This is a genomic window from Streptosporangium sp. OZ121 (assembly GCF_051918885.1).
Lineage (GTDB): Bacteria > Actinomycetota > Actinomycetes > Streptosporangiales > Streptosporangiaceae > Streptosporangium.
On the sequence record NZ_JBPXMC010000021.1, the window covers coordinates 60,956 to 80,748 of the forward strand.

General features: G+C 70.9%; 20 protein-coding genes. 11 read left to right on the forward strand and 9 right to left on the reverse strand.

The window, feature by feature from the left end:
- Window positions 1-54 precede the first annotated feature (54 nt).
- Window positions 55-852: a 2-keto-4-pentenoate hydratase gene (locus ACTOQ1_RS30025; protein WP_362695199.1), complete on the reverse strand. Its 798-nt coding sequence runs from the start codon at window positions 850-852 to the stop codon at window positions 55-57.
- Complete coding sequence (locus ACTOQ1_RS30030; protein WP_440071327.1) at window positions 845-2,299, reverse strand: 2-hydroxymuconic semialdehyde dehydrogenase; 1,455 nt, start codon at window positions 2,297-2,299, stop codon at window positions 845-847. Before ACTOQ1_RS30030 ends, ACTOQ1_RS30025 begins: the two co-directional genes overlap by 8 nt.
- 74 nt (window positions 2,300-2,373) lie before the next feature.
- On the opposite strand from ACTOQ1_RS30030, the gene ACTOQ1_RS30035 reads away from it, so the two are divergent.
- The 5 genes from ACTOQ1_RS30035 to ACTOQ1_RS30055 all read left to right on the forward strand — a co-directional run bounded on the left by ACTOQ1_RS30035 (window position 2,374) and on the right by ACTOQ1_RS30055 (window position 6,074).
- A complete protein-coding gene (locus ACTOQ1_RS30035) occupies window positions 2,374-3,132 on the forward strand; it encodes an IclR family transcriptional regulator (protein WP_440071328.1) in 759 nt (252 codons plus the stop codon).
- Window positions 3,133-3,287: 155 nt separating this feature from the next.
- Complete coding sequence (locus ACTOQ1_RS30040) at window positions 3,288-4,001, forward strand: dienelactone hydrolase family protein (RefSeq protein ID WP_440071329.1); 714 nt, start codon at window positions 3,288-3,290, stop codon at window positions 3,999-4,001.
- 270 nt (window positions 4,002-4,271) lie between these two features.
- Window positions 4,272-4,814: a VanZ family protein gene (locus ACTOQ1_RS30045; RefSeq protein ID WP_440071330.1), complete on the forward strand. Its 543-nt coding sequence runs from the start codon at window positions 4,272-4,274 to the stop codon at window positions 4,812-4,814.
- A 150-nt stretch (window positions 4,815-4,964) separates the two neighbouring features.
- A complete protein-coding gene (locus ACTOQ1_RS30050) occupies window positions 4,965-5,717 on the forward strand; it encodes a GntR family transcriptional regulator (RefSeq protein WP_440071331.1) in 753 nt (250 codons plus the stop codon).
- 126 nt (window positions 5,718-5,843) lie between these two features.
- Window positions 5,844-6,074 carry a hypothetical protein gene (locus ACTOQ1_RS30055; RefSeq protein ID WP_440071332.1) on the forward strand — a complete coding sequence of 77 codons (231 nt, stop codon included), beginning with the start codon at window positions 5,844-5,846 and terminating at the stop codon, window positions 6,072-6,074.
- Between the two features lie 187 nt (window positions 6,075-6,261).
- Here ACTOQ1_RS30055 and ACTOQ1_RS30060 read toward each other — a convergent pair whose 3' ends face one another.
- Complete coding sequence (locus ACTOQ1_RS30060; protein ID WP_440071333.1) at window positions 6,262-7,611, reverse strand: hypothetical protein; 1,350 nt, start codon at window positions 7,609-7,611, stop codon at window positions 6,262-6,264.
- A gap of 140 nt (window positions 7,612-7,751) precedes the next feature.
- Here ACTOQ1_RS30060 and ACTOQ1_RS30065 point away from each other — a divergent pair, with 140 nt between their 5' ends.
- Together ACTOQ1_RS30065 and ACTOQ1_RS30070 are read left to right on the forward strand one after the other, a co-directional pair.
- Window positions 7,752-8,294 (forward strand): gamma carbonic anhydrase family protein, encoded by a 543-nt coding sequence (locus ACTOQ1_RS30065; RefSeq protein WP_440071334.1) that lies wholly within the window; start codon window positions 7,752-7,754, stop codon window positions 8,292-8,294.
- A gap of 256 nt (window positions 8,295-8,550) precedes the next feature.
- A complete protein-coding gene (locus ACTOQ1_RS30070) occupies window positions 8,551-9,894 on the forward strand; it encodes a hypothetical protein (protein ID WP_440071335.1) in 1,344 nt (447 codons plus the stop codon).
- Between the two features lie 485 nt (window positions 9,895-10,379).
- Here the strand turns inward: ACTOQ1_RS30070 and ACTOQ1_RS30075 are convergent, their stop codons facing one another.
- From ACTOQ1_RS30075 to ACTOQ1_RS30100, 6 genes are all read right to left on the reverse strand, one after another.
- Window positions 10,380-10,661: a metal-sensitive transcriptional regulator gene (locus tag ACTOQ1_RS30075; RefSeq protein ID WP_362695229.1), complete on the reverse strand. Its 282-nt coding sequence runs from the start codon at window positions 10,659-10,661 to the stop codon at window positions 10,380-10,382.
- 18 nt (window positions 10,662-10,679) lie between these two features.
- Window positions 10,680-11,765, reverse strand: a complete 1,086-nt coding sequence (locus tag ACTOQ1_RS30080) for a glycosyltransferase (protein ID WP_440071336.1) — start codon at window positions 11,763-11,765, stop codon at window positions 10,680-10,682.
- A complete protein-coding gene (locus ACTOQ1_RS30085) occupies window positions 11,762-12,556 on the reverse strand; it encodes a hypothetical protein (protein WP_440071405.1) in 795 nt (264 codons plus the stop codon). The genes ACTOQ1_RS30080 and ACTOQ1_RS30085 overlap by 4 nt, the downstream gene beginning before the upstream one ends.
- 168 nt (window positions 12,557-12,724) lie before the next feature.
- Window positions 12,725-14,875: a (Fe-S)-binding protein gene (locus ACTOQ1_RS30090; RefSeq protein WP_440071337.1), complete on the reverse strand. Its 2,151-nt coding sequence runs from the start codon at window positions 14,873-14,875 to the stop codon at window positions 12,725-12,727.
- A gap of 243 nt (window positions 14,876-15,118) precedes the next feature.
- Complete coding sequence (locus ACTOQ1_RS30095) at window positions 15,119-15,793, reverse strand: TetR/AcrR family transcriptional regulator (RefSeq protein ID WP_440071338.1); 675 nt, start codon at window positions 15,791-15,793, stop codon at window positions 15,119-15,121.
- Window positions 15,790-16,599, reverse strand: a complete 810-nt coding sequence (locus ACTOQ1_RS30100; RefSeq protein WP_440071339.1) for a sugar phosphate isomerase/epimerase family protein — start codon at window positions 16,597-16,599, stop codon at window positions 15,790-15,792. Before ACTOQ1_RS30100 ends, ACTOQ1_RS30095 begins: the two co-directional genes overlap by 4 nt.
- Window positions 16,600-16,761: 162 nt before the next feature.
- Between ACTOQ1_RS30100 and ACTOQ1_RS30105 the strand changes: the two genes are divergently transcribed.
- From ACTOQ1_RS30105 to radA, 4 genes are all read left to right on the forward strand, one after another.
- Complete coding sequence (locus ACTOQ1_RS30105) at window positions 16,762-17,460, forward strand: class I SAM-dependent methyltransferase (RefSeq protein WP_440071340.1); 699 nt, start codon at window positions 16,762-16,764, stop codon at window positions 17,458-17,460.
- Between the two features lie 128 nt (window positions 17,461-17,588).
- Window positions 17,589-17,969, forward strand: coding sequence for a MerR family transcriptional regulator (locus ACTOQ1_RS30110; protein WP_440071406.1), 381 nt, complete (start codon window positions 17,589-17,591; stop codon window positions 17,967-17,969).
- Window positions 17,966-18,280: a thioredoxin gene (gene trxA, locus ACTOQ1_RS30115; RefSeq protein ID WP_440071341.1), complete on the forward strand. Its 315-nt coding sequence runs from the start codon at window positions 17,966-17,968 to the stop codon at window positions 18,278-18,280. Before ACTOQ1_RS30110 ends, trxA begins: the two co-directional genes overlap by 4 nt.
- 92 nt (window positions 18,281-18,372) lie before the next feature.
- Window positions 18,373-19,776: a DNA repair protein RadA gene (radA, locus tag ACTOQ1_RS30120; protein WP_440071342.1), complete on the forward strand. Its 1,404-nt coding sequence runs from the start codon at window positions 18,373-18,375 to the stop codon at window positions 19,774-19,776.
- The last annotated feature ends 17 nt before the right edge of the window (window positions 19,777-19,793 follow it).

Sequence of the window (19,793 nt, forward strand, 5' to 3'; positions counted from 1 at the left end):
AGAGGACCGCCTTCCCGAGTCCCCCTGCGGTGTGAGCCGTCACGGCGGGGGCCTTCACGAGAACACCGTCCTGACCGAGCCGAGGCCCTCGATGTGGGCCTCGAACGCGTCGCCCGGCTCGACGTCGACCATCGGGCCGAGCGCGCCCGTGAGCACGACGTCCCCGGCGCGCAGCGGGAAGTCCGTGCCGCCCAGCGCGTCGGCCAGCCAGACCGCGGCGTTGAGCGGATGCCCGAGACAGGCCGCGCCCGCGCCGGTGGAGACCTCCTGGCCGCGCCGGTTCATGGTCATCCCGGCCAGGCGCAGGTCCAGGCCGCGCAGGCTCACCGGGGTGTTGCCGAGGACGAACGCGCCGCTGGAGGCGTTGTCGGCGATCGTGTCGACGAGCGTGATGTCCCACCCCGCGATGCGGCTGTCGACGATCTCGATCGCCGGCAGCGCGAAGTCGACCGCCCGGATGACGTCGGCGACCGTGAACGGGCCGCCCTCCAGGTCGTCCCCGAGGACCAGCGCGACCTCCGCCTCGACCCTGGGCTGCAGGAAACGGCCGGTCGGCACGGGCAGGCCGTCGAGATAGGCCATGTCGGCGAAGAGCATCCCGAAGTCCGGCCGGTCCACGCCGAGCTGGCGCTGGACCGCCGCGGAGGTCAGCCCGATCTTCCTGCCGACCAGCCTGCGGCCCTCGTCCAGCGCCCGCCTGGTGTTGATCTCCTGTACGGCGTACCCGGTCTCGGCGCTCCGGCTCGGCAGCGTCTCGCGCACCGGGGCGCACGGCTTGCCGCTCCTGGCCGCCTCCAGCAGCCGGTCGGCCGCCTCCGCGTGCACGTCGGTGGCCTCGCTCCACTCAGTCATGTCCAGGCTCCAGCTTGATGGTGATCGTGGTGGGCTCGGAGTAGAAGTCCAGCGAGCGCGTACCGCCCTCGCGGCCGATGCCGGACAGCTTCACCCCGCCGAAGGGGGTGCGCAGGTCACGCAGGTACCAGGTGTTGACCCAGACCAGCCCGGCCTCCAGCGACCTGGCGACCCGGTGGGCCCTGCTCAGGCGGGAGGTCCAGACGGTCGCCGCCAGGCCGTACTCGCTGTCGTTGGCCAGCCCGACCGCCTCGGCCTCGGTGTCGAACGGGGCGATGTGGCAGACCGGGCCGAAGATCTCCTCCCGGTTCACCCGCGAGCCGGGCGGCAGGCCGGTCAGCACGGTCGGCTCGACGTAGTAGCCGCCGTCGCGGTCGTCGCCGAAGCGCGGCACCCCGCCCCCGGCGCGGATCTCGGCGCCCTCGTGCTTGGCCAGCTCGTAATAGGAGAGCACCTTGTCCCGGTGCTCGGCGGAGATCATCGGCATCATCGTGGCGTCCTCGTCGGAGGGGCGGCCGAACCGCAGTTCCCCGGCGCGCGCGGCCAGCCGGGCGGTGAACTCCTCGAAGACGGGCCGCTGCACGTAGAGCCGCTCGGTGCACAGGCAGACCTGGCCGCCGTTGGTGAAGACCGACCGCACGCTCCCCTCGACGGCCGCGTCCAGGTCTGCGTCGGCGAAGACCAGCCCGGCGTTCTTGCCGCCCAGCTCGAACGAGACGGGCTTGACCCGGTCCGCGACCGCCTTCATGATCGTCGATCCGGTACGGCTCTCGCCGGTGAAGGTGACCGCGTCCACACCGGGGTGCTCCACCAGGAACTGGCCGGTGGAGCCGCCGCCGAAGCCGTTCACGACGTTGAGGACGCCGGCGGGCAGGCCGATCGACGCGGCGATCTCCGCGAGCACCGCGAGCGAGCCCGGCGTGTGCTCCGAGGGTTTGACCACGACGGTGTTGCCCGCGACGAGCGCGGGACCGAGCTTCCAGGTCGCCAGCAGGAACGGCAGGTTCCACGGCACGATCACCGCGACCACGCCGAGGGGCTTGCGGACGGTGTAGCTCAGCACGTCCGTCAGGTGGAACGCGTCCTCCGGGTGCTGGGCCGCGATCTCGGCGAACGACCGGAAGTTCGCGGCCCCGCGCGGGATGTCCAGGGTGCGGGTCTGGGTGACCGACTTGCCGGTGTCGGCGATCTCCGCCGCCACCAGGTCCTCGAACCGCTCCTCGATCGCGTCGGCGAGGCGGCGCATCCAGGCGGCGCGCTCCGCCACCGGCAGCGCCGCCCACGCGGGCAGGGCCGCGCGGGCGGCGGCCACCGCCCTGCCGACGATCTCCCGGTCCGCCTCGCGGACCTCGCGCACCGGCAGGCCGGTCACCGGATCATAGGTGCTGAACGTCGCGCCCTCGGCGACCGGCACCCCGCCGATGAAGTGGTTCACCTGGTCAGACAAGACTGCTCCTCGGTGATGTACTCCTTAAGGTCACTATGTACGGGTATAGAGCCGTGAGTGGCCCACAGGCAAGAATGTGTTCCGTGAAACGGAACCCCGACCGGCTGTCCGTGCTGGAGAAATCCTGGCTCGTACTCGACGCGTTCCGCCCCACGGGAGGACCGCTGCGCCTGGCCGACGTCGCCGAGCGCTGCCACCTGCCCAAGACCACCGCCTTCCGGCTGCTCACCGAACTGACCTCGATCGGCGCGATCACCCGCCGGCCGGACGGCTACTATCTCGGCCGCCGCCTCTTCGAACTCGGAAGCATCGTGCCCTTGGAGCGCGACCTGAGACACGCGGCGCTGCCCTTCATGCACGACCTTTACGAGGCGACCCACGAGACCGTCCACCTGGGCGTGCGCGACGGCCTCGACGTCGTCTACGTCGAGAAGATCCGCGGCCAGGAGACCTTCGCGCTGCCCTCACGCGTCGGCGGGCGCCTCCCCCTGACCTGTACCGGGATCGGCAAGGCCCTGCTGGCCTACTCCGGGCCCGATCTGATCGACGAGGTCCTCGGCCGCCCGCTGCGCCGGTTGACCCCGCACTCGATCGTCGACCCCCGCCGCCTGGAGGAGGCGATCGGCCAGATCCAGGCGGCGGGGCTGGCCTACGAGCGAGAGGAGGCGCAACTGGGCGGCGCGTGCATCGCGGCCCCGGTGTTCGGCGACGGCGTGGCCGTGGCCGCGCTGTCCGTCTCGGTGCCGCTGGCCCGCTTCCAGCCCACCCGGCTGGCCCCGGCCGTCAAGGCCGCCGCGCTGGGCATCTCCCGCGCCCTGGCCAGAACCATCTGACGGGCAGGCCGTACGTCCGCCCGCACATCTGTCCGCGTTCGACGGGTATGCGATTCATGCGATTCACTGCCCGCTCGTCTCACCGCCCGTCCGTCGCCCTACATCAGCCGGTCGCCGTACATCAGCCGGTCGCCGTACGCCAGCAGGAGGAACACGTGGAAGCTCGCACCGAGACGGTCACCGTCGCCGACGGCTCGTTCGACCTGCATCTGTGGTTGCCCCCGTCCGGCCGGGGGCCGGTCGTCCTGCTGGTCCAGGAGATCTACGGGGTGGGGCCGTACATCAGGAAGGTGGCCGAGGACCTGGCCGCGCTCGGGTACGTCGTCGGCGCCCCCGACCTGTTCTGGCGGATCCGGCCCAACTGGGTGTCCGGCCACGACGACGCAGGAACGGCCCTGTCGATCGAGATGGCCTCCACGTTCGACGTTCCCCACGGGGTGGCCGACTCGGCCGTGGCACTGGCGCATCTGCGCGGGCTCCCCGAGGCGGAGGGCGGGGCCGGGGTGGTCGGATTCTGCCTGGGAGGCTCGATCGGCTACCTGCTCGCGGCCACGGTCGAGGTGGACGCGGTCCTGTCGTTCTACGGATCCGCCGTACCCGACGCGGCGGGCATGCTGGAGAAGATCACCTGCCCGCTGCTGCTCGTGTTCGGCGGTTCCGACCCCTACATCCCTCGAGAGCGGGTCTCCGTGGTGGAGAAGGCCGCGGCCGGACGGCCGAACGTCGAGGTGTACGTCGCCGAGGAGGCCGGGCACGCCTTCCACAACCACGAGGCCCCGCAGTTCCACGACCCGGAGGCCGCGCGGGCCGCCTGGGACCGGGCCGTGCACTTCCTCGGACGCAACCTCGCCCCGGCCTCCCTGCCCTGAGACCGCCCTGAGGCCGCTCTGACGCCGCCCTGGGGTCTGCGCCGCCCCGAGGCGTTCGGCCTTCCAGGAGGATGCGCCGCCTCTTCCCGCACCCGCCTCTTCCCGCACCCGCCTCTTCCCGCAGCCGCCTCTTCCCGCTCCCGGATCTCCCGCTCCCGGAAGCCTTCTCGCCGCCGAGGGTGCGGACGGCCCTTGCTCGAAGGTCACCTTCCCGTAACCCCGAAGGCCGTCCGGCGGGACTGCGCGCGCCACATCATTGATCATTGCCTCATGCACCAGGCGTGGCGGCAGTGGGGGAACATCGTTCTGGCGGCCTTCCTCGCGGTCCCCGCGGTCGTCGTGGCCGTCCGCCTGCTGACCCTTCACCGTGCCCGCGCCGGTCACCCCTTCCCCGCGCGCACCGCCCTGGCCGACGTGGTCGCGGTGGCCGGGACAGCACCCTGGATCTGGATGATCCTCACCCCCGGGGTGGGGGTCTCGGGCGTCAGCCTCGTCCCGTTCGCGGACCTGTGGGCGATACTCCACGGACCGGGACAGGCGGCGTTCGTGCAGGTCGGAGGGAATCTCCTGGTCTTCGCCGCGCTCGGGGCCATGCTTCCCGTACGTTCGGCGCGGTTCGCGTCACTCGCCGGGATCGCGGCCGTGGCGGCCGGGGCGTCGCTCGCCGTGGAGGTCCTCCAGTACGCCCTGCGCCTGGGACGGGTGAGCTCCGTCGACGATGTGATCGTCAACGCGACGGGGGCCGTGCTGGCCGCGGTCGTCACGCGCCGGTGGTGGGCCGTCCGAATACCGGCTGGGACCGTTCCACGGTAACGGACCGAAGAAACTCTTGAAGATCGCCACACGGGCACGATCCTCCCAAAAGAAGCACGATATCAACCTCCGTATCTGTGCGATCGTGGACAAGGCGGGGCAAGTTCTCTGGAGACGCCAAACCCGGTTGGTGACAGAGGGTGATCGAACGTGCAGCAGTCCCCGGTACCTCCCGAGCCCCCGATCTATCGGCGCATCGCCGACGGGCTTCGCGAAGCGATCCTGTCCGGTGATCTCCGAGACGGGGATCGGCTTCCGGGCGAGAACGCCCTGATGGCGACGCACGGCATAGCCCGTGCCACCGCCAGGCAGGCACTGTCCGTACTAATCAACGAAGGACTGGCCGTCCCCAAACGCGGCTCAGGGGTGTACGTCAGGCAGTTCCGCCCCATCAGGCGGCACGGCTCCCGGCGACTCTCCCGTGACCGGTGGGGGCGCGGCGAGGCCATCTGGGACTCCGACACCAGGGGGCGCCCCTACACCGTGGACGAGGTGGACATCGACCGGGAGACCGCCGAGGACACCGTGGCCCGGGTGCTGGGCAGCCCCGAGGTGTGGGTCCGCAGGCGGCGCTACTCGGTGGACGATCGGCCGGTGCAGCTGTCGGTCTCCCACTTCCCCGCCTCTCTGGTGGAGGGAACCGCGATCACGAGAGAGGACACGGGCCCGGGGGGCGTCTACGCGCGCCTCGGCGAGCTCGGCCACGCCCCGGTGCACTTCACCGAGGAGATCAGGGCCCGCATGCCCCATCCCCATGAGACCGTCCAGCTTGACCTGCCCGCGGGCACCCCGGTCATCGTGATCGCCCGGGTCGCCCGCACCTCCGACGGCGTCGCCGTCGAGGTCAACGAGATGGTCCTCGACGCTGCCTCTTACGTACTTCAGTACGACTTCGACTCATAGATCAAGGCCATCCGTCAACCGATAGGTTGACCTGTCCCCTGCGATCATTGATTTCTCTAGAGAAGTGCCTCACCGTCAGAGGTGGAACGTCGCAAAGACGGGCCTGGGCGCGGGGAAGGTGCACAGATGTCTTTCGACCGGCATCTCGCTGAAATCGCCCGGGAGTTCCCCGACTGGACGATCTGGCGGAGCGACGCGGGCAGGTGGTGGGCCACTCGCCACCACCCGCTGACCTCCGCCCAGCGCGATGTCGGCTGCGCGATGACCATCGATGCGGACGATCCGGAAGGGCTGCGCGAGCAGTTACTCGACCAGCGGGAACGTTCCGGCGGCACGGAGCCCGGAGCGGACACCTGAAGACCGCCCGGTGCCGGGATGAGCGGATCCGATGCGGTCCCGGCGCCGGGCCCCCAATCGCGGAAGCCCCCGACCCTATCGGGGGCGGGGGCTTCCGCTTGGTCTTCGGACCGCTCCCGCCGCCCGTGACGCGCGGCGTCTCCACGGCCGCACGAACCCGCTTCACGGTCTTTGGGGGCGGGATCTCCTACTTCCTGGGGGTGGCGTACTTCTCCTCGTCCTTCCCGGCCTTCCCGGCCTTCCCCGCCGCCGGCCCGCGGTCGGCGACGACGTCGGCGTCGTCGTCGTACACCTCGACATGCATCTCGTCGAAACGGTCGTCGTCCCGGCCGTGCCGCTCGTCCGCGCCCCCGGCGGGGGCCTCGTCGTCCACGATCACCCGTACGGACTCCAGATCGGGCGAGTCGTCGAACCCGGCGTCGTCCCGCACGTCCTCGGGCGCGTCCTCGGATCCGGCGTGCCGGGCGGGCCCGGTCTGTCCCGAGGGCGCCCCGGCGCCGTCGTGCGCGACGGTGTCCGCCGCGCCGGGCGCGCCCTGGAAGCCGTCCGGAGCCCCGACGGGACCGGAACCGGGAGCGGGATCGGGAGCGGAATCGGCACCGGGGACGGGACCGGGGGCGGCGGCGGGGGCGGGGGCGAGGGCGGCCGGCGCGGGCTGGACGCGAGCCGGGGGCAGCACGGAGCCTTCGTCGATCAGGGCTCCGGCCGCGGCCTCGCGGTGGAGCAGGTCTCCCAGGACGGAGCTCATCTCGTGCAGGCGGCGCATGACCTCGTGGTGGGTGTCGGTGAGATAGACGACCCGGCGACCGGTGGTCTCGTCCAGGGCGGCGGCGCGCTGCTGGGCCGTCGACAGGGTGGAGTGCGCGTCGGTGTTGGCGGCGCGGACGGTCGCCTCCGCCTCGGCGCCGGCGGCGCTCAGGGTGGCTTCCGCCTCGGCGCGGGCCTCCTGGACCGTCCGCTCGGCCTCGTTCCTCGCCGAGGTGACCATCCGGTCGGCCTCGGTGCGGGCGCCGCGCAGGGTCTCCTCGGACTCGGTACGGGCCGCGTTGAGCGTCTCCTCGGCGTCGTTACCGGCCTGGGCGAGCATCTGCTCGGCGGCGGCTGTGGCCTCGGCGACCCGGCGCTCGGCCTCCTGCTGCGCGGCGTTCAGAATGCCCTCGGCCCGGCCCCGCGCGGAGTTGATCAGCCGCTCGGCCTCCGCGGCCGCGTCGTCACGGAGCTTGATCGCCTCCGCCTCGGCGACCTGCTTCTTGGAGGTGGCCTCCTCCTCGCCGAGTTTCAGGATCTGGCTGAGCCTCTGGCCGAGCTCGTCGTAGTCCTGCGGGGCGTCGGAGAGCCTCCTGCGGGCCTCGGCCAGCTCGATCCGGCCCTGCTCGGCCTGGTCGATCGCCCGCGCGAGCCGCTCCTCCAGGTCGCGGATCTGGTGGCGGTGGCGGTCCATGTATTCGTGAACCTGACGACGGCTGTAGCCGCGCAGGGCGACCTCGAACGAGTCTTCGTGCATCAGGTCGGGAAAGCTGTCGTGCTGGTTTGTCATGGCACTGCCCGTGGAGGTCGTGTGGCGGGAAAGGAGACGTCAGGAGACGACTTTCCTGCTTACTGCCCAAGTCCGCAACCGGAACGCCCGACCTGCTTGCGGAAATACCGGACAGATCACTCCCTCGTACCATCGTCATCATGAACGCCACCCCCTACATCGCCGCCCTCGACGGCGACGCGATCCCGCGGATCCATCCGGACGCCTACATCGCCCCCGGAGCGGTGGTCGTCGGGAGGGTACGGCTGGGCCGTGCCGCGAACGTCTGGTACGGCTCGGTCCTGCGCGGCGAGGACGAGGACGTCGAGGTCGGGGAGGAGTGCAACATCCAGGACCTGTGCTGCCTGCACGCCGACCCGGGCGAGCCGGCCGTACTGGAGCCCCGGGTGAGCCTCGGGCACAAGGCCATGGTGCACGGGGCGCACGTGGAGACCGGCGCGCTCGTGGGCATCGGCGCGATCGTGCTCGGCGGTGCCAGGATCGGCGCGGGATCGCTGATCGCGGCGGGTGCCCTGGTGGGGCCGGGAAAGCGGATCCCGGCGGGGGTGCTCGTCGCGGGCGTCCCCGGGAAGATCGTCCGTGAGCTCACCGACGACGACCGCGACTCGTTCGCCCGTACACCGGCCGGCTACATCGCCAAGGCGGCCCGCCACCGGGCCGCGACCGTCCTCCCGCCGGCCTGAACGGCCCGGACGACCTGAACGGCCTCGGCACCCGGACGCCTGAGGATCCGAAGCCCCGGACGCCCAGGTGTCCGGGCGTTTCCGGCTCTTCCGGCCCCGGACCGCGACCGCACGCCCCCGACGCGGCGGCGGGGAGGGCCTTACGATCGTGCCAGGCCCCATCGGGGGATCTCGGGGCCTGGCACGACCTTGACCGAAGGGAGGCAGGGGCATCCCGCCCGTGGCGCAGGCCAGGGGCCCTCGCCCCGGAATGCCGATGACCGGCATGTGGCAGTGGGACGGGTTCGCCGCCATCGAGAACGACGTGCGGACCATGGTCGCCGACCACCGGTGGGTGGCGCTGCCGCCGCTCGCGCGCGCCCAGGCCATCGCGCAGCGCACGCTGGCCACCCCGGACGGCGGGCGATGGCTGTTCGGCGCCCACGCCCGGTGGTACCGGCAGGATGCCGCCGACGGCCGCTGGTACCTGACCGCTCCCCCCGCCGACCGTGACTTCCGCGCCGCGGCGCACGTGGTCCACGTCACCTCGATGATCTTGCCGCACCTGGTGCCGACCGGCGCCGACCTCGTCGCCGACCGGGGATCGGTCCAGGGGTTCGTCGGCCCCGACGTGCCGTACGAGATCACCGAGCGGGTCCGCGAGCTGCTGGTCGCCCAGCGCGGCAGGCGCAGGGAGGACTTCCCGATCACCGGGCCGTTCGCCGAGCTCTTCGCCCGGGAGGTGGCCAGTCCCGTCGCCGCGATCTGGGGCACGCTCATGTGGTGCGCCTACGCCCCCGCCTTCGACGGCAACGAGGTGCTGCTGTCGATGTTCGGGGAGTTCCTGGCCCGCCCGCTGCCCGGTGACGAGTGGGTCCGCTGGCTGCCGCCCACCTCGCTGGGCGACCTGGTCGCGCTGTACGGCGAGCGGGTCAGGGCCGGGCACCCGGAGGCGGGCCTGCGGCTGGTCGCGTTGATGGCCGACACCGCCACCGTGGTGCGTGAGGACCCGAGGTTCAGGCCGAGGGCCGACGCCCTGCTGTCCATGGTCGAGCCGTTGCTGCGCCGGGCCTGCCGGGATCCCGTCGTGGCCCACCAGGGGGACGAGGCCGTACGGCACGCGTGGCTCTCGCGCTGCCCGCCCCACCTGACGCTGCCCGACACCTCGCCCGGCGAGTACTTCCAGCACGCGGTCTACGACCTGGTCCAGGCGCTGGGCTTCCTCGCCCCGATGGGCGCCGACCCCAGGGCGGTGGCCGCCTCGCTGCTCGCCGCCGATCTGTCGGACGTCGCGCCCAGGGCGGCCGACGGTGTCTACCCGTGGCTGGATCCCGAGCTGCGGCACATCCTCCACGTGGTGCTCACCGACGCCTCGCACCCGCTGCGAGGGTGCTGGCCGCGTTCCGGAGAGCTGCCCGCGGCGCTCCACCCGCCGGACCGTGCCGCGGCGGCGGCCCTGCTCGGTGCCGCCTACGCCACCGGGCTGGCGTGGTGCCGCCTCACGGGAACCGAGATACCGGAGCGGGGATTCGCGACGGCCTCCGCGGTCGTGCACCGGCTGACGCACGAGCGCGACGATCCCGTCCCCGGAGTATCGGGGACTTATCCCCGTCACTTCTGACACACGCCGGTATACCTAAACCACAAATACAGTTATTTCATCCTTACTCTCCCTATATCCTTCTAGCCCCCTACGCATCAGACAATTAGCTGAATTGTGATCTCCTAAACGGGAAATGATCCTCCTTGAGGATGTGCCGGGCGGGGCGAGGAATGGTCCCGATGGGCCATGGGCACCGATGTCCGCCCGCCGTAACCTCGAAGTGGGTGTGGGCTGCGGAAGGAAGGACGACGCGGTGGGGCACGACGACCTGGACTCTAGGGTCCACGACCGTGTCGCGTTGGACGAGATCGCGCTCTATGCCGAGGTGCTGTCCGCCGTCGCGATCAGCGAACGGCCCCTCACCTTGGTGGAGCTCGACAACGCGCTCGGATTGAGCGCTTCGGCTGTTTGCTGAAGCCTCGGGAAGAACCGTTTCCAAGACCTGGTCCCGGACCCTCCAACGGGGTCCGGGACGTGGTCGGAAAAGATAGTCATGTGACTAGTCACGAACGGACGAGACGGGCGATCGCGGCCGACGCCTCCTTGACCTTCTCCTGGGCCTCCGGCCCTCCGGCGTTGACGGCGTCGGCGACGCAGTGCCCGATGTGGTCCTCCAGCAGGCCCAGCGCCACCGCCTGGAGCGCCCGCGTGGCGGCCGAGACCTGGGTCAGCACGTCGATGCAGTAGGCATCCTCTTCGACCATCCGCTGCAGGCCCCTGATCTGTCCCTCGATGCGCCGCAACCGAGTCAGATAAGCCTGCTTGTCACCGCTGTACCCATGCATGTCCCAACGGTACCGGTGTCAGGCACGGCGGGACGTGGCCGCGATCAGTTTCTCCCAGCGGTCGGCCACCGAGGACGCGTCGTGGTCCGCCGCGACCTCCAGGGCGCCCGCGGCCAGCCCCCTGCGCCGTCCCTCGTCGTCGATGAGCGCGAGCAGCGCGGACGCGTACGCCTCGATCTCGTCCTCCCCCTCGGGCCCCTCGGGGACCAGCACCCCGTTCCGCCCGTCGGCCACGAACTCGCCCGGTCCCCGGGGGCCGTCGAACGCGATCACCGGCACCCCGCTGGCCATCGCCTCGATCACGGTCATCCCGAGCACCTCCGTCCTGGAGGTCGTCGCCACGATCGACGCCTTGGCGAACTCGCCGGTCAGGTCGGAGGTCGTCCCCATGAAGTAGACGTGGTTGTGCAGGTCGAGGTCGCCGACCAGGGCGCGCAGGCGCTTCTCCTCGGGGCCCCCGCCGTACAGGCGCAGCCGCCAGTCGGGGCGCTTGCCCGCGACGACGGCGAACGCGCGGATCAGCCGGTCGTGGGCCTTCACCGGCACCAGGCGCCCTCCCGCGGCGACGATGCGGTTGTCCATCCGCGAGCGCGGCCACGGCCCGGCGGGCAACGCGTCCGGGATCACGCCGACCGGGACGTTCCCGCCGAGCAGGTGGTCCCACTCCTGCCGGCTCGTCTCGGTGGCGGCGGCGACCGCGTCCAGGCGCGGGTAGAACTTCCTGATCGGCCCGGGCACCGGCGGCCGGCCCCACTCGCGGGCGATCCGCGTGACGTCGCGCGGCGCGTGCCTGGCCACCTGGACGCTCAGCCCCGGCCGGGTGCTGACGATCACGTCGGCCCGCAGCCCGCGCAGCCGCCGCCAGAGGGCGACCTCGGTGCGCATCTGGCCCCGCGGGAGCAGGTATCTGACCCCCGGCCGGCCGTCGACCACCCAGGAGAGCTTCACGCCGGACGCCACCGGGAAGAACGGTTTCTCCCGGTGGCGGCGGACGCTGATGATCTCTACCTCGTGACGTTCTGCCAGCTCCCCCGCGAGGTTGACGATCGAGCGGACGTCGCCGCGCATGCCGTACACGGAGGGGGTGAGCAGGCAGATCCTCACCCGCCGACCTCGATCCTGAGCTCGTCGTCCGCCGTGTAGCAGGGCCGGATCGGCACGCCGTCGATCTGCGTGGCGGGATAGTGCAGGCGGCGGCGCTTGCCGTCGACGTCGTCCAGCCGGGAGCCCAGCCGCAGCGGCGTGGCCACGCCGCGCACCTCCAGCGAGGGTTCCCAGGTGCCTGTCTGGTCGGGGGCGGCGGCGAGCACGTCGCACAGCGAGAGCGCGGCGTGGAAGCGCACACCCTGGACCGTTGCAATGGAGGTCAGCTCCGCGTCGGGCCGGCTGCGGCGCAGGGCGAGCTTCGCCTCGTGCCGCGCCTCGTCGTCGTCGAGGCCGGTGAAGGCCAGCAGCCCGGTGACCTCGAAGCGCCCCTCCCTGAACCAGACGGAACGGACCTCCGCCGCAGGCTGGGCGTCGTCGACCTTCAGGGCGAGGAAGCCGTTGCGGGTCCGGTAGGCGCGGTAGGCCAGCGTTCTGCGGCTCAGCGCGTACGCGTCGAGGTGGTCGAGGGAGAATCCGGGATCGACACTGCGCAGCCGCGTGCGCGCCGTGCCCTGTTGCAGGTAGGTGTCCCAGCGGCCGGGACCGAGTTCGAGCGGCGCGAGCGAGACCGCCAGCTCCGCCTCGCGCATCCGCACGTCCGGCGTGCCCAGCGGCACCCGGCTCTCGACCGAGGTGGCCCGGTTACGCAGGACCAGTTCGGTGCCGTCGGCCAGAGGTTCGTCGACGGCCAGCCGAAGTGAGAGAACATCGGCCAGGGTAACCTCGGCATCGCTGACGACGACGGGCATCGTCAAGCCCCCTCCCCGTTGAATGAGCTACGCGACGTTGAGGTTACCGTGATTTTCCCGTTATGTGGAGAAAGGTTTTCGGACCTGACATCCTTTTCCCGGTGACTTGACCGTATGTCAGAGGGAACATCGGGAAGATGTTCCCTCTGACCGGTCACCGGCCGGATGTCAGGACGCCTCGACGGGCTGGCCCTTGATCGACTTGATCAGCAGCTGGGAGACGTCGACGACCTCAAGCGTCTCCTTGGCCTCACCCGAGTTCTTCTTCTCGTTGATCGAGTCACCGAGCATGACCAGGCAGAACGGGCAGGCCGTGGAGATGGTGTCCGGCTCGGTGGTCAATGCCTCGTCCACGCGCTCGGTGTTGATGCGCTTGCCGAGCCGCTCCTCCATCCACATCCGCGCGCCGCCCGCGCCGCAGCAGAAGCCGCGGTCCTTGTGGCGGTGCATCTCCTGGGTCCTCACCCCGGGCACCTTGGCCATGATGTCGCGGGGCTGGGAGTAAACCTTGTTGTGGCGTCCGAGGAAGCACGGGTCGTGGTAGGTGATCTTCTCTTCGATCGGCGTGACCGGGACCAGCTTGCCCTCGTCCACGAGCTTGGCCAGCAGCTGGGTGTGGTGCACCACCTCGTAGGTGCCGCCGAGCTGGGGGTACTCGTTGGCGAGGGTGTTGAAGCAGTGCGGGCAGGTCGCGACGATCTTCTTGACCCCGGCCTCGTTCAGGGTCTCGATGTTCTGCTTGGCCAGCATGTCGAAGAGATACTCCATGCCCAGGCGGCGGGCCGGGTCACCGGTGCACGCCTCCATCGGGCCGAGCACCGCGAACTTGACGCCCGCGACGTGCAGCAGCTCCGCGACCGCCTTGGTGGTCTTCTTGGCCCGATCCTCCAGGGCCCCGGCGCAGCCGACCCAGAAGAGGTACTCGGTGTCGTCGGGCATCTTCTCGTCCACGAGCGTGACCTCGATGGGGTCGACCTCGCGACCGGCCAGCTCCTCGATCCAGTCGGCCCGCTTCGTCTCGGACATCCCCCACGGGTTGCCCTTGTTCTCCAGGTTCTTGACCATGACGCCGGCCTCGGACGGGAAGTTGGACTCCACCATCGCCTGGTAGCGGCGCATGTCGAGGATGTGGTCGATGTGCTCGATGTCGACCGGGCACTGCTCGACGCAGGCGCCGCAGTTGGTGCAGGACCACAGCACGTCGGGGTGGATGACGCCGTCCTCGCCGACCAGCGGCTTCTCCAGCAGGGCCAGCACGTCCTCGTGGAGGCCCGCGCGCTCCTCCTGGGTCGCCGTCAGGTACGGCGCGACCTTGAAGGCGTGGTCGCGCTGCTCCAGGATCAGCATCTTCGGCGACAGCGGCTTGTCGGTGTTCCAGGCCGGGCACTGGTCCTGGCAGCGTCCGCACTCGGTGCAGGTGTAGAAGTCGAGGAAGCCCTTCCAGGTGGTGTCCTCGATCTTGCCCCGGCCGAGCCTGTCGCCGTCGAGCTCCTCGTCCTCGAAGTCGACGACCTCGCCGTCGATCCGCATCGGCTGCGCCGGGCCGTTGCCGTCGGGACGGCGGGAGAACGCCACGTTCAGCGGCGCGGTGAAGATGTGCAGGTGCTTGGAGTTCACCACGATCACGAGGAACACCAGCATGACGCCGATGTGCAGGAGCAGGCCGACGTGTTCGAGCGTCTCGTTGGCCGAGGCCCCCAGCGGGCGCAGCAGGGCGGCCGCCGCGTCGGAGGCGAACGCCCCCGAGGCGTACGGCAGGTTGCCGGTGTTGGCGGCGGCGCCGCGGAAGAGGAACATCGTCCAGATCACGTTGAAGATCATGAAGAGGACGAGCCAGGCGCCGCCGAGGTGCGACCCGGAGAAGCGGGACCTGCGGCCCAGCTTCTTCGGCGAGTTCTTGATCCTGATGATCGCGAAGGCGAGAAGGCCGAGCAGGGCCGCGACCGCGATGAAGTCCTGCAGGAAGCCCAGGATCGCCCACGTCCCGACGAGCGGGATGTGGAAGTCGGGGGTGCCGGTGACGGCCCCCTGGATCAGCGCGCCGTACGCCTCCAGATAGACGGTCGCCAGGATGAAGAACGCCCACATGACGAAGAAGTGCGCGACGCCCGACGCCGTCCACTTCAGCAGCTTCCGCTGCCCGAAGACCTCGACCAGCTGGGCCTTGATCTCCTCACCAAGGTGAGTCCTGGCGTACGCGACGCGCTCGGGCGCGGCGGGCCCGACGGTGGCGAGCTTGTACAGGAACAACACGCGGCGCGCGGCAAGCGCGACCGCGACGGCTGTCATGACCAGCCCGATGATCGCTACCCAGAGCACGGGTCCTCCCACAGACGGCGTTGGCTGCCAGCGTACGACCGCCGGTCATCCACGATGACAAGGGGTCTCCACGAATCCTACCGACGAGTAACTTCGCTTCGTACCGGGACCCACGGCGACCGTGGTCACCCTATGGTCAAGACCGTTCCCAGAACAATGCTCTGTACGCCTCCGGGCGGCATCGAAGTGGCCGGGGAGACCCGCGGGACGTGACGTGAAGGTCGCGCGGGCGGGCGGGGAGGGCTATTCGGGCGGGCCGAGGTAGCCCTGGATCGTGGGTGTGAGCAGTTTCACCAGGTCCTCGATGTCCACCGAGGCCAGCGGCTCCAGCTTGAGGACGTAGCGCACCAGGACCACGCCGAACATCTGCGCGAACGCCGCCTCCATCCGGATCGGCGGGACGCCCAGCGCCTCCCCCACCCGGCCGAGGAGCGCCTGGCCGAGGAACTCGCGGATCGTGACGACCATCTGCTCGTTGGTCATCGCGGTGCGGACCAGCGCCAGCACCGGCTGGCGCGCCCCGGCGTCCGCGATGATCGTCAGGATGAGCCGGACCAGCCGCTCACCGGCCTGCTCGCGGGGCCCCGCCATGACCGCCGAGAGGACGACGTCGGGGGTGATCGGCAGATCCATCGCCTCGACGAACATCCCCTCCTTGCCGGAGAAGTAGTGGTGGACCAGCGCCGGGTCCACCCCCGCCTGCCGGGCGATGCCCCGGATGGTCGCCTTGTCGAACCCCTTCTCCGCGAAGGTCTCGCGCGCCGCCGCGAGGATCTGCCCCCGCGTGTCGGCCGACCCCGGCCTGCGCCCGGGACGCCTCCTGGCCTCCGCGGCGGACCCGCTCCCGGACCCGCTCCCTTCCCCGGACGCGGTCCCGTTCCCGTTTCCGGGCGGAGTGCTCGCGGCGGGCTCGCTCATGCGGGGGTGGAGGCCGTGAGGTGCAGCCGGGCGAAGGCCAGCGCCTCCGCGAGGTCGTCGATCCGCTCGGAGCGGCTGGTCGCCTTGCGCGTGTTGATCTCCAGCACGACCAGCCCGGAGTATCCGTTGCCCGCCATCCGCTCCAGGATCGGCGCGCACGGCTGGCCGCCCCGCCCGGGAACCAGGTGCTCGTCCTTGTTCGGCACCCCCAGGCCGTCGGCCAGGTGCAGGTGGGCGAGCCGGTCACCGAGCTTGGTGAACATCTCCAGGGCGTCGGACCCGGACACCGCCGTGTGCGACAGGTCCAGCGTGACCTGCGGGAAGTCGTAGTCGACCGGGTTCCAGTCGGGCGCGTAGGGGACGACCTCGTTGCCCCTGGCCTTCAGCGGGAACATGTTCTCCACCGCGAAGACCACGTCGGTCTCGTCACGCATCCTGGCCAGGCCGATCTCGAAGTCACGCGCGTAGTCGCGCTGCCAGCGGAACGGGGGGTGCACCACGACCGTCCTGGCGCCGACCCGCTCGGCGGCGCGCTGCGCGCGCTGGAGCTTGGCCCACGGGTCCTTGCCCCACACGCGCTGCGTCACCAGCAGGCACGGCGCGTGGATGGCCAGGATCGGCAGCTGGTAGTGGTCCGACAACCGCTCCAGGACGTCGACGTCCTGGCTCACGGGGTCGGCGCCCACCATGATCTCCACACCGTCGTACCCCAGGCGCGCGGCCAGCTCGAAGGCGTCGGGAGTGCGTTCGGGATACACCGACGCTGTGGACAGCGCGATCTTCGCGCTGGATACACGGACGCTCATACCGCTTCCTCGTCTCCGGCTCGGAGCGCACACTCGCGAACACCGCCGGGCCGACCGGCCCCCTCGCTCAAGTCGCTCACCTTTGCCAGCCTAAGCGGGTCCGGAGAGCGGTGCTGTCCGCCACCACCGACGCGACCGAGATCACACCATTACGGTGAAGGCATGCCGAGGTTCTTGAGGGGCGCCATCCCCAGCCCCAACATCTGGAACACCCCCCAGACCTACGAGCTGGAGAACCGGGCGGTGGACCCGGAAGGGCGCGCCGAGGCCGCGATGTCGGCCATCCGGTCGTGGACCGGGGCGACGGTCCTCGACATCGGCTGCGGCACCGGTTACCACCTGCCCGCGCTCGCCGCCACCGCCGCCCGCGTGATCGGCGCGGAGCCGCACGAGGACCTCGTCCAGCTGGCCAGGCGCCGCTGCCGTACCCTGCGGAACGTCGAGATCCACGCCGCCACCGCCCAGGCCCTCCCGCTGCCCGGCGCCTCCGTGGACGTGGCCATCGCCCGCTGGGCGTACTTCTTCGGCCCCGGGTGCGAGCCCGGCCTGGCCGAGCTCTCCCGGGTGATGCGGCGCGGCGGCGCGGCCTTCGTGATCGACATCGACACCACCCGCGGCGCCTTCGGCCGCTGGTTCGGCCAGTCCGTCCCCGCGTACTCGGCCAGGTCCGTCGAGAACTTCTGGAACCGCCAGGGCTGGCAGACGAACAAGCTCGACCTGCGCATGTCCTTCGAGCACCGCGCCGATCTGGAGGCGGTGCTCCGCATCGAGTTCACCCCCGCGGTCGCCGACCGGGCCATCGCCGAGACCCCCGGCCTGGAGATCGCCTACCCCAACCTGCTGCGCTGGAAGCTGTTCTGAACCTCCCCCGGCCGCCCGCGACACGGTCGTACGGGCGGTGACCTCCGCGGGCCGGCCGGGAACAACGGGACGGGCGCTTGACCTTGACGTTGATGTCAAGGTTTATCGTCGTGTCATGGGAGGGCCGGATGCGGATCGGTGAGCTGGCGCGGCGGGCGGGTGTCAGCACCCGGGCGCTGCGCTACTACGAGCAACAGGGGCTGATCACGGCCCGGCGCTCGGCCAACGGCTACCGGGAGTACGGGGAAGCGGATCTCAGACTCGTCTCCGAGATCCGTTCGCTGCTCGCCGTCGGATTCACCCTGGACGACGCCCGCCCGTTCGTGGACTGCCTGCGGGCCGGTCACGAATCCGGGGGGTCGTGCCCGGAGTCCGTGGCCGTCTACCAGCGCAAGCTGGCGGAGATCGACGACGAGATCCGCGCGCTCCTCACCCGGAGGGCGGAGGTGGCGGCGCAGCTGACCACGGCCTGCCCAGGATGCGTACTGAGGAAAGTGGGAAAATCATGATCACATTGACCGCGGAGAACTTCGACGAGCAGGTGCTGCGGAGCGACAAGCCCGTCCTGGTCGACTTCTGGGCCGAATGGTGCGGGCCGTGCAAGATGATCGCGCCGGTCCTGGCGGAGATCGAGGCCGAGTACGGCGACCGCGTCACGATCGCCAAGCTCAACGCCGACGACTACCCCGAGATCACGGCGAGGTACGGCGTCCTCGGCCTGCCGACGCTCAACCTCTACAAGGGCGGCGAGGTCGTGCGGCAGATCAAGGGCGCCAAGCCCAAGCGCCTGCTCCTGGCCGACCTCGAAGGCCACATCTGACCGAGCGCGCGCCGTCCCTCCCTGCGACTTTCACCCGGTACGGCATGCCGTACCGGGTGAAAGTTGTCGGGCCCTGCCGGTAACGTGCGGCCATGGCGAAGAAGGCTGGTGGCTACCGCTGTGCCGAGTGCGGGTGGCAGACGGCCAAGTGGGTGGGGCGCTGCGGCGAGTGCCAGGCCTGGGGCACGGTCGAGGAGGAGACGGCGCCCGCGGGCGCGCGGGTGGCCTCCGCCGGGGCGGTGTCGGCGCCGGCGGTGCCGATCGGCCAGGTCAAGGCCGAGGTGGCGCACGCGCGCGGCACCGGGGTGCCCGAGCTCGACCGGGTCCTCGGCGGCGGCCTCGTCCCCGGGGCCGTGGTGCTGCTCGCCGGCGAGCCCGGTATCGGCAAGTCGACCCTCCTGCTGGAGGCGGCGGCCAAGATCGCCCGGCAGCAGACGGTCCTCTACATCACGGGCGAGGAGTCGGCCGCCCAGGTGCGGATCAGGGCCGACCGGATCGGCGCGATCCAGGACCGCCTCTACCTGGCCGCCGAGACCGACCTGGGCGCGCTGGTCTCGCACGTCGAGAAGGTCCGGCCCGACCTGCTCATCGTCGACTCGGTGCAGACGATCGGCTCCACCCAGGCGACCGGCGTGCCGGGCGGGGTGACCCAGGTCAGGGAGGTCGCGGGAAACCTGGTGCGGCTGGCCAAGGAGCGCGGCATGGCCACCGTGCTGGTCGGCCACGTCACCAAGGAGGGCTCGATCGCCGGCCCCCGGACCCTGGAGCACCTGGTCGACGTCGTGCTCCACTTCGAGGGCGACCGGCACTCCCGGCTCCGCCTGGTCCGCGCGATCAAGAACCGGTACGGCCCGGTCGACGAGGTCGGCTGCTTCGATCTTCACGAGAGCGGCATCGAGGGCATCGCCGACGCCAGCGGCCTGTTCGTCTCCCACCGCACCGACCCGGTGCCCGGCACGTGCGTCACGGTCACCCTGGAGGGCACCCGGCCGCTGCCGGCCGAGGTCCAGGCGCTGGTCGCCAGGACCGAGGCACAGCAGCCGCGCCGCTCCTCCTCGGGGCTCGACACCTACCGGGTGACGATGGTCCTGGCCGTGCTGGAGCGGCGGCTCAACGCCAAGCTGGGCGGGTGCGACGTCTTCACCGCCACCGTCGGGGGGATCAAGCTCAGCGATCCCGCGGTCGACCTGTCGGTGATGCTGGCGGTCGCCAGCGCGGCCGGCGACAAGGCGCTGCCCTCCGGCCTGGTGGTGCTCGGCGAGGTGGGCCTGGCCGGAGAGCTGCGCCCGGTGCGCGACGTGCGGCGCCGCCTGTCGGAGGCCGCCCGGCTGGGCTTCACCCGGGCGCTGGTCCCCGCGGGCTCCCTCGACACGGGCAAGAAGCGCAACGGCGACCACTCCCTGGTCCCCATGGCCGGACGCGGCGCGCCCTTCGCGCCCGGATTCGACGTCGTCGAGGCGGAGAACGTCTGGGATGCCCTCACCCACGTCACCTGAGCACCCGTCACCTGAGC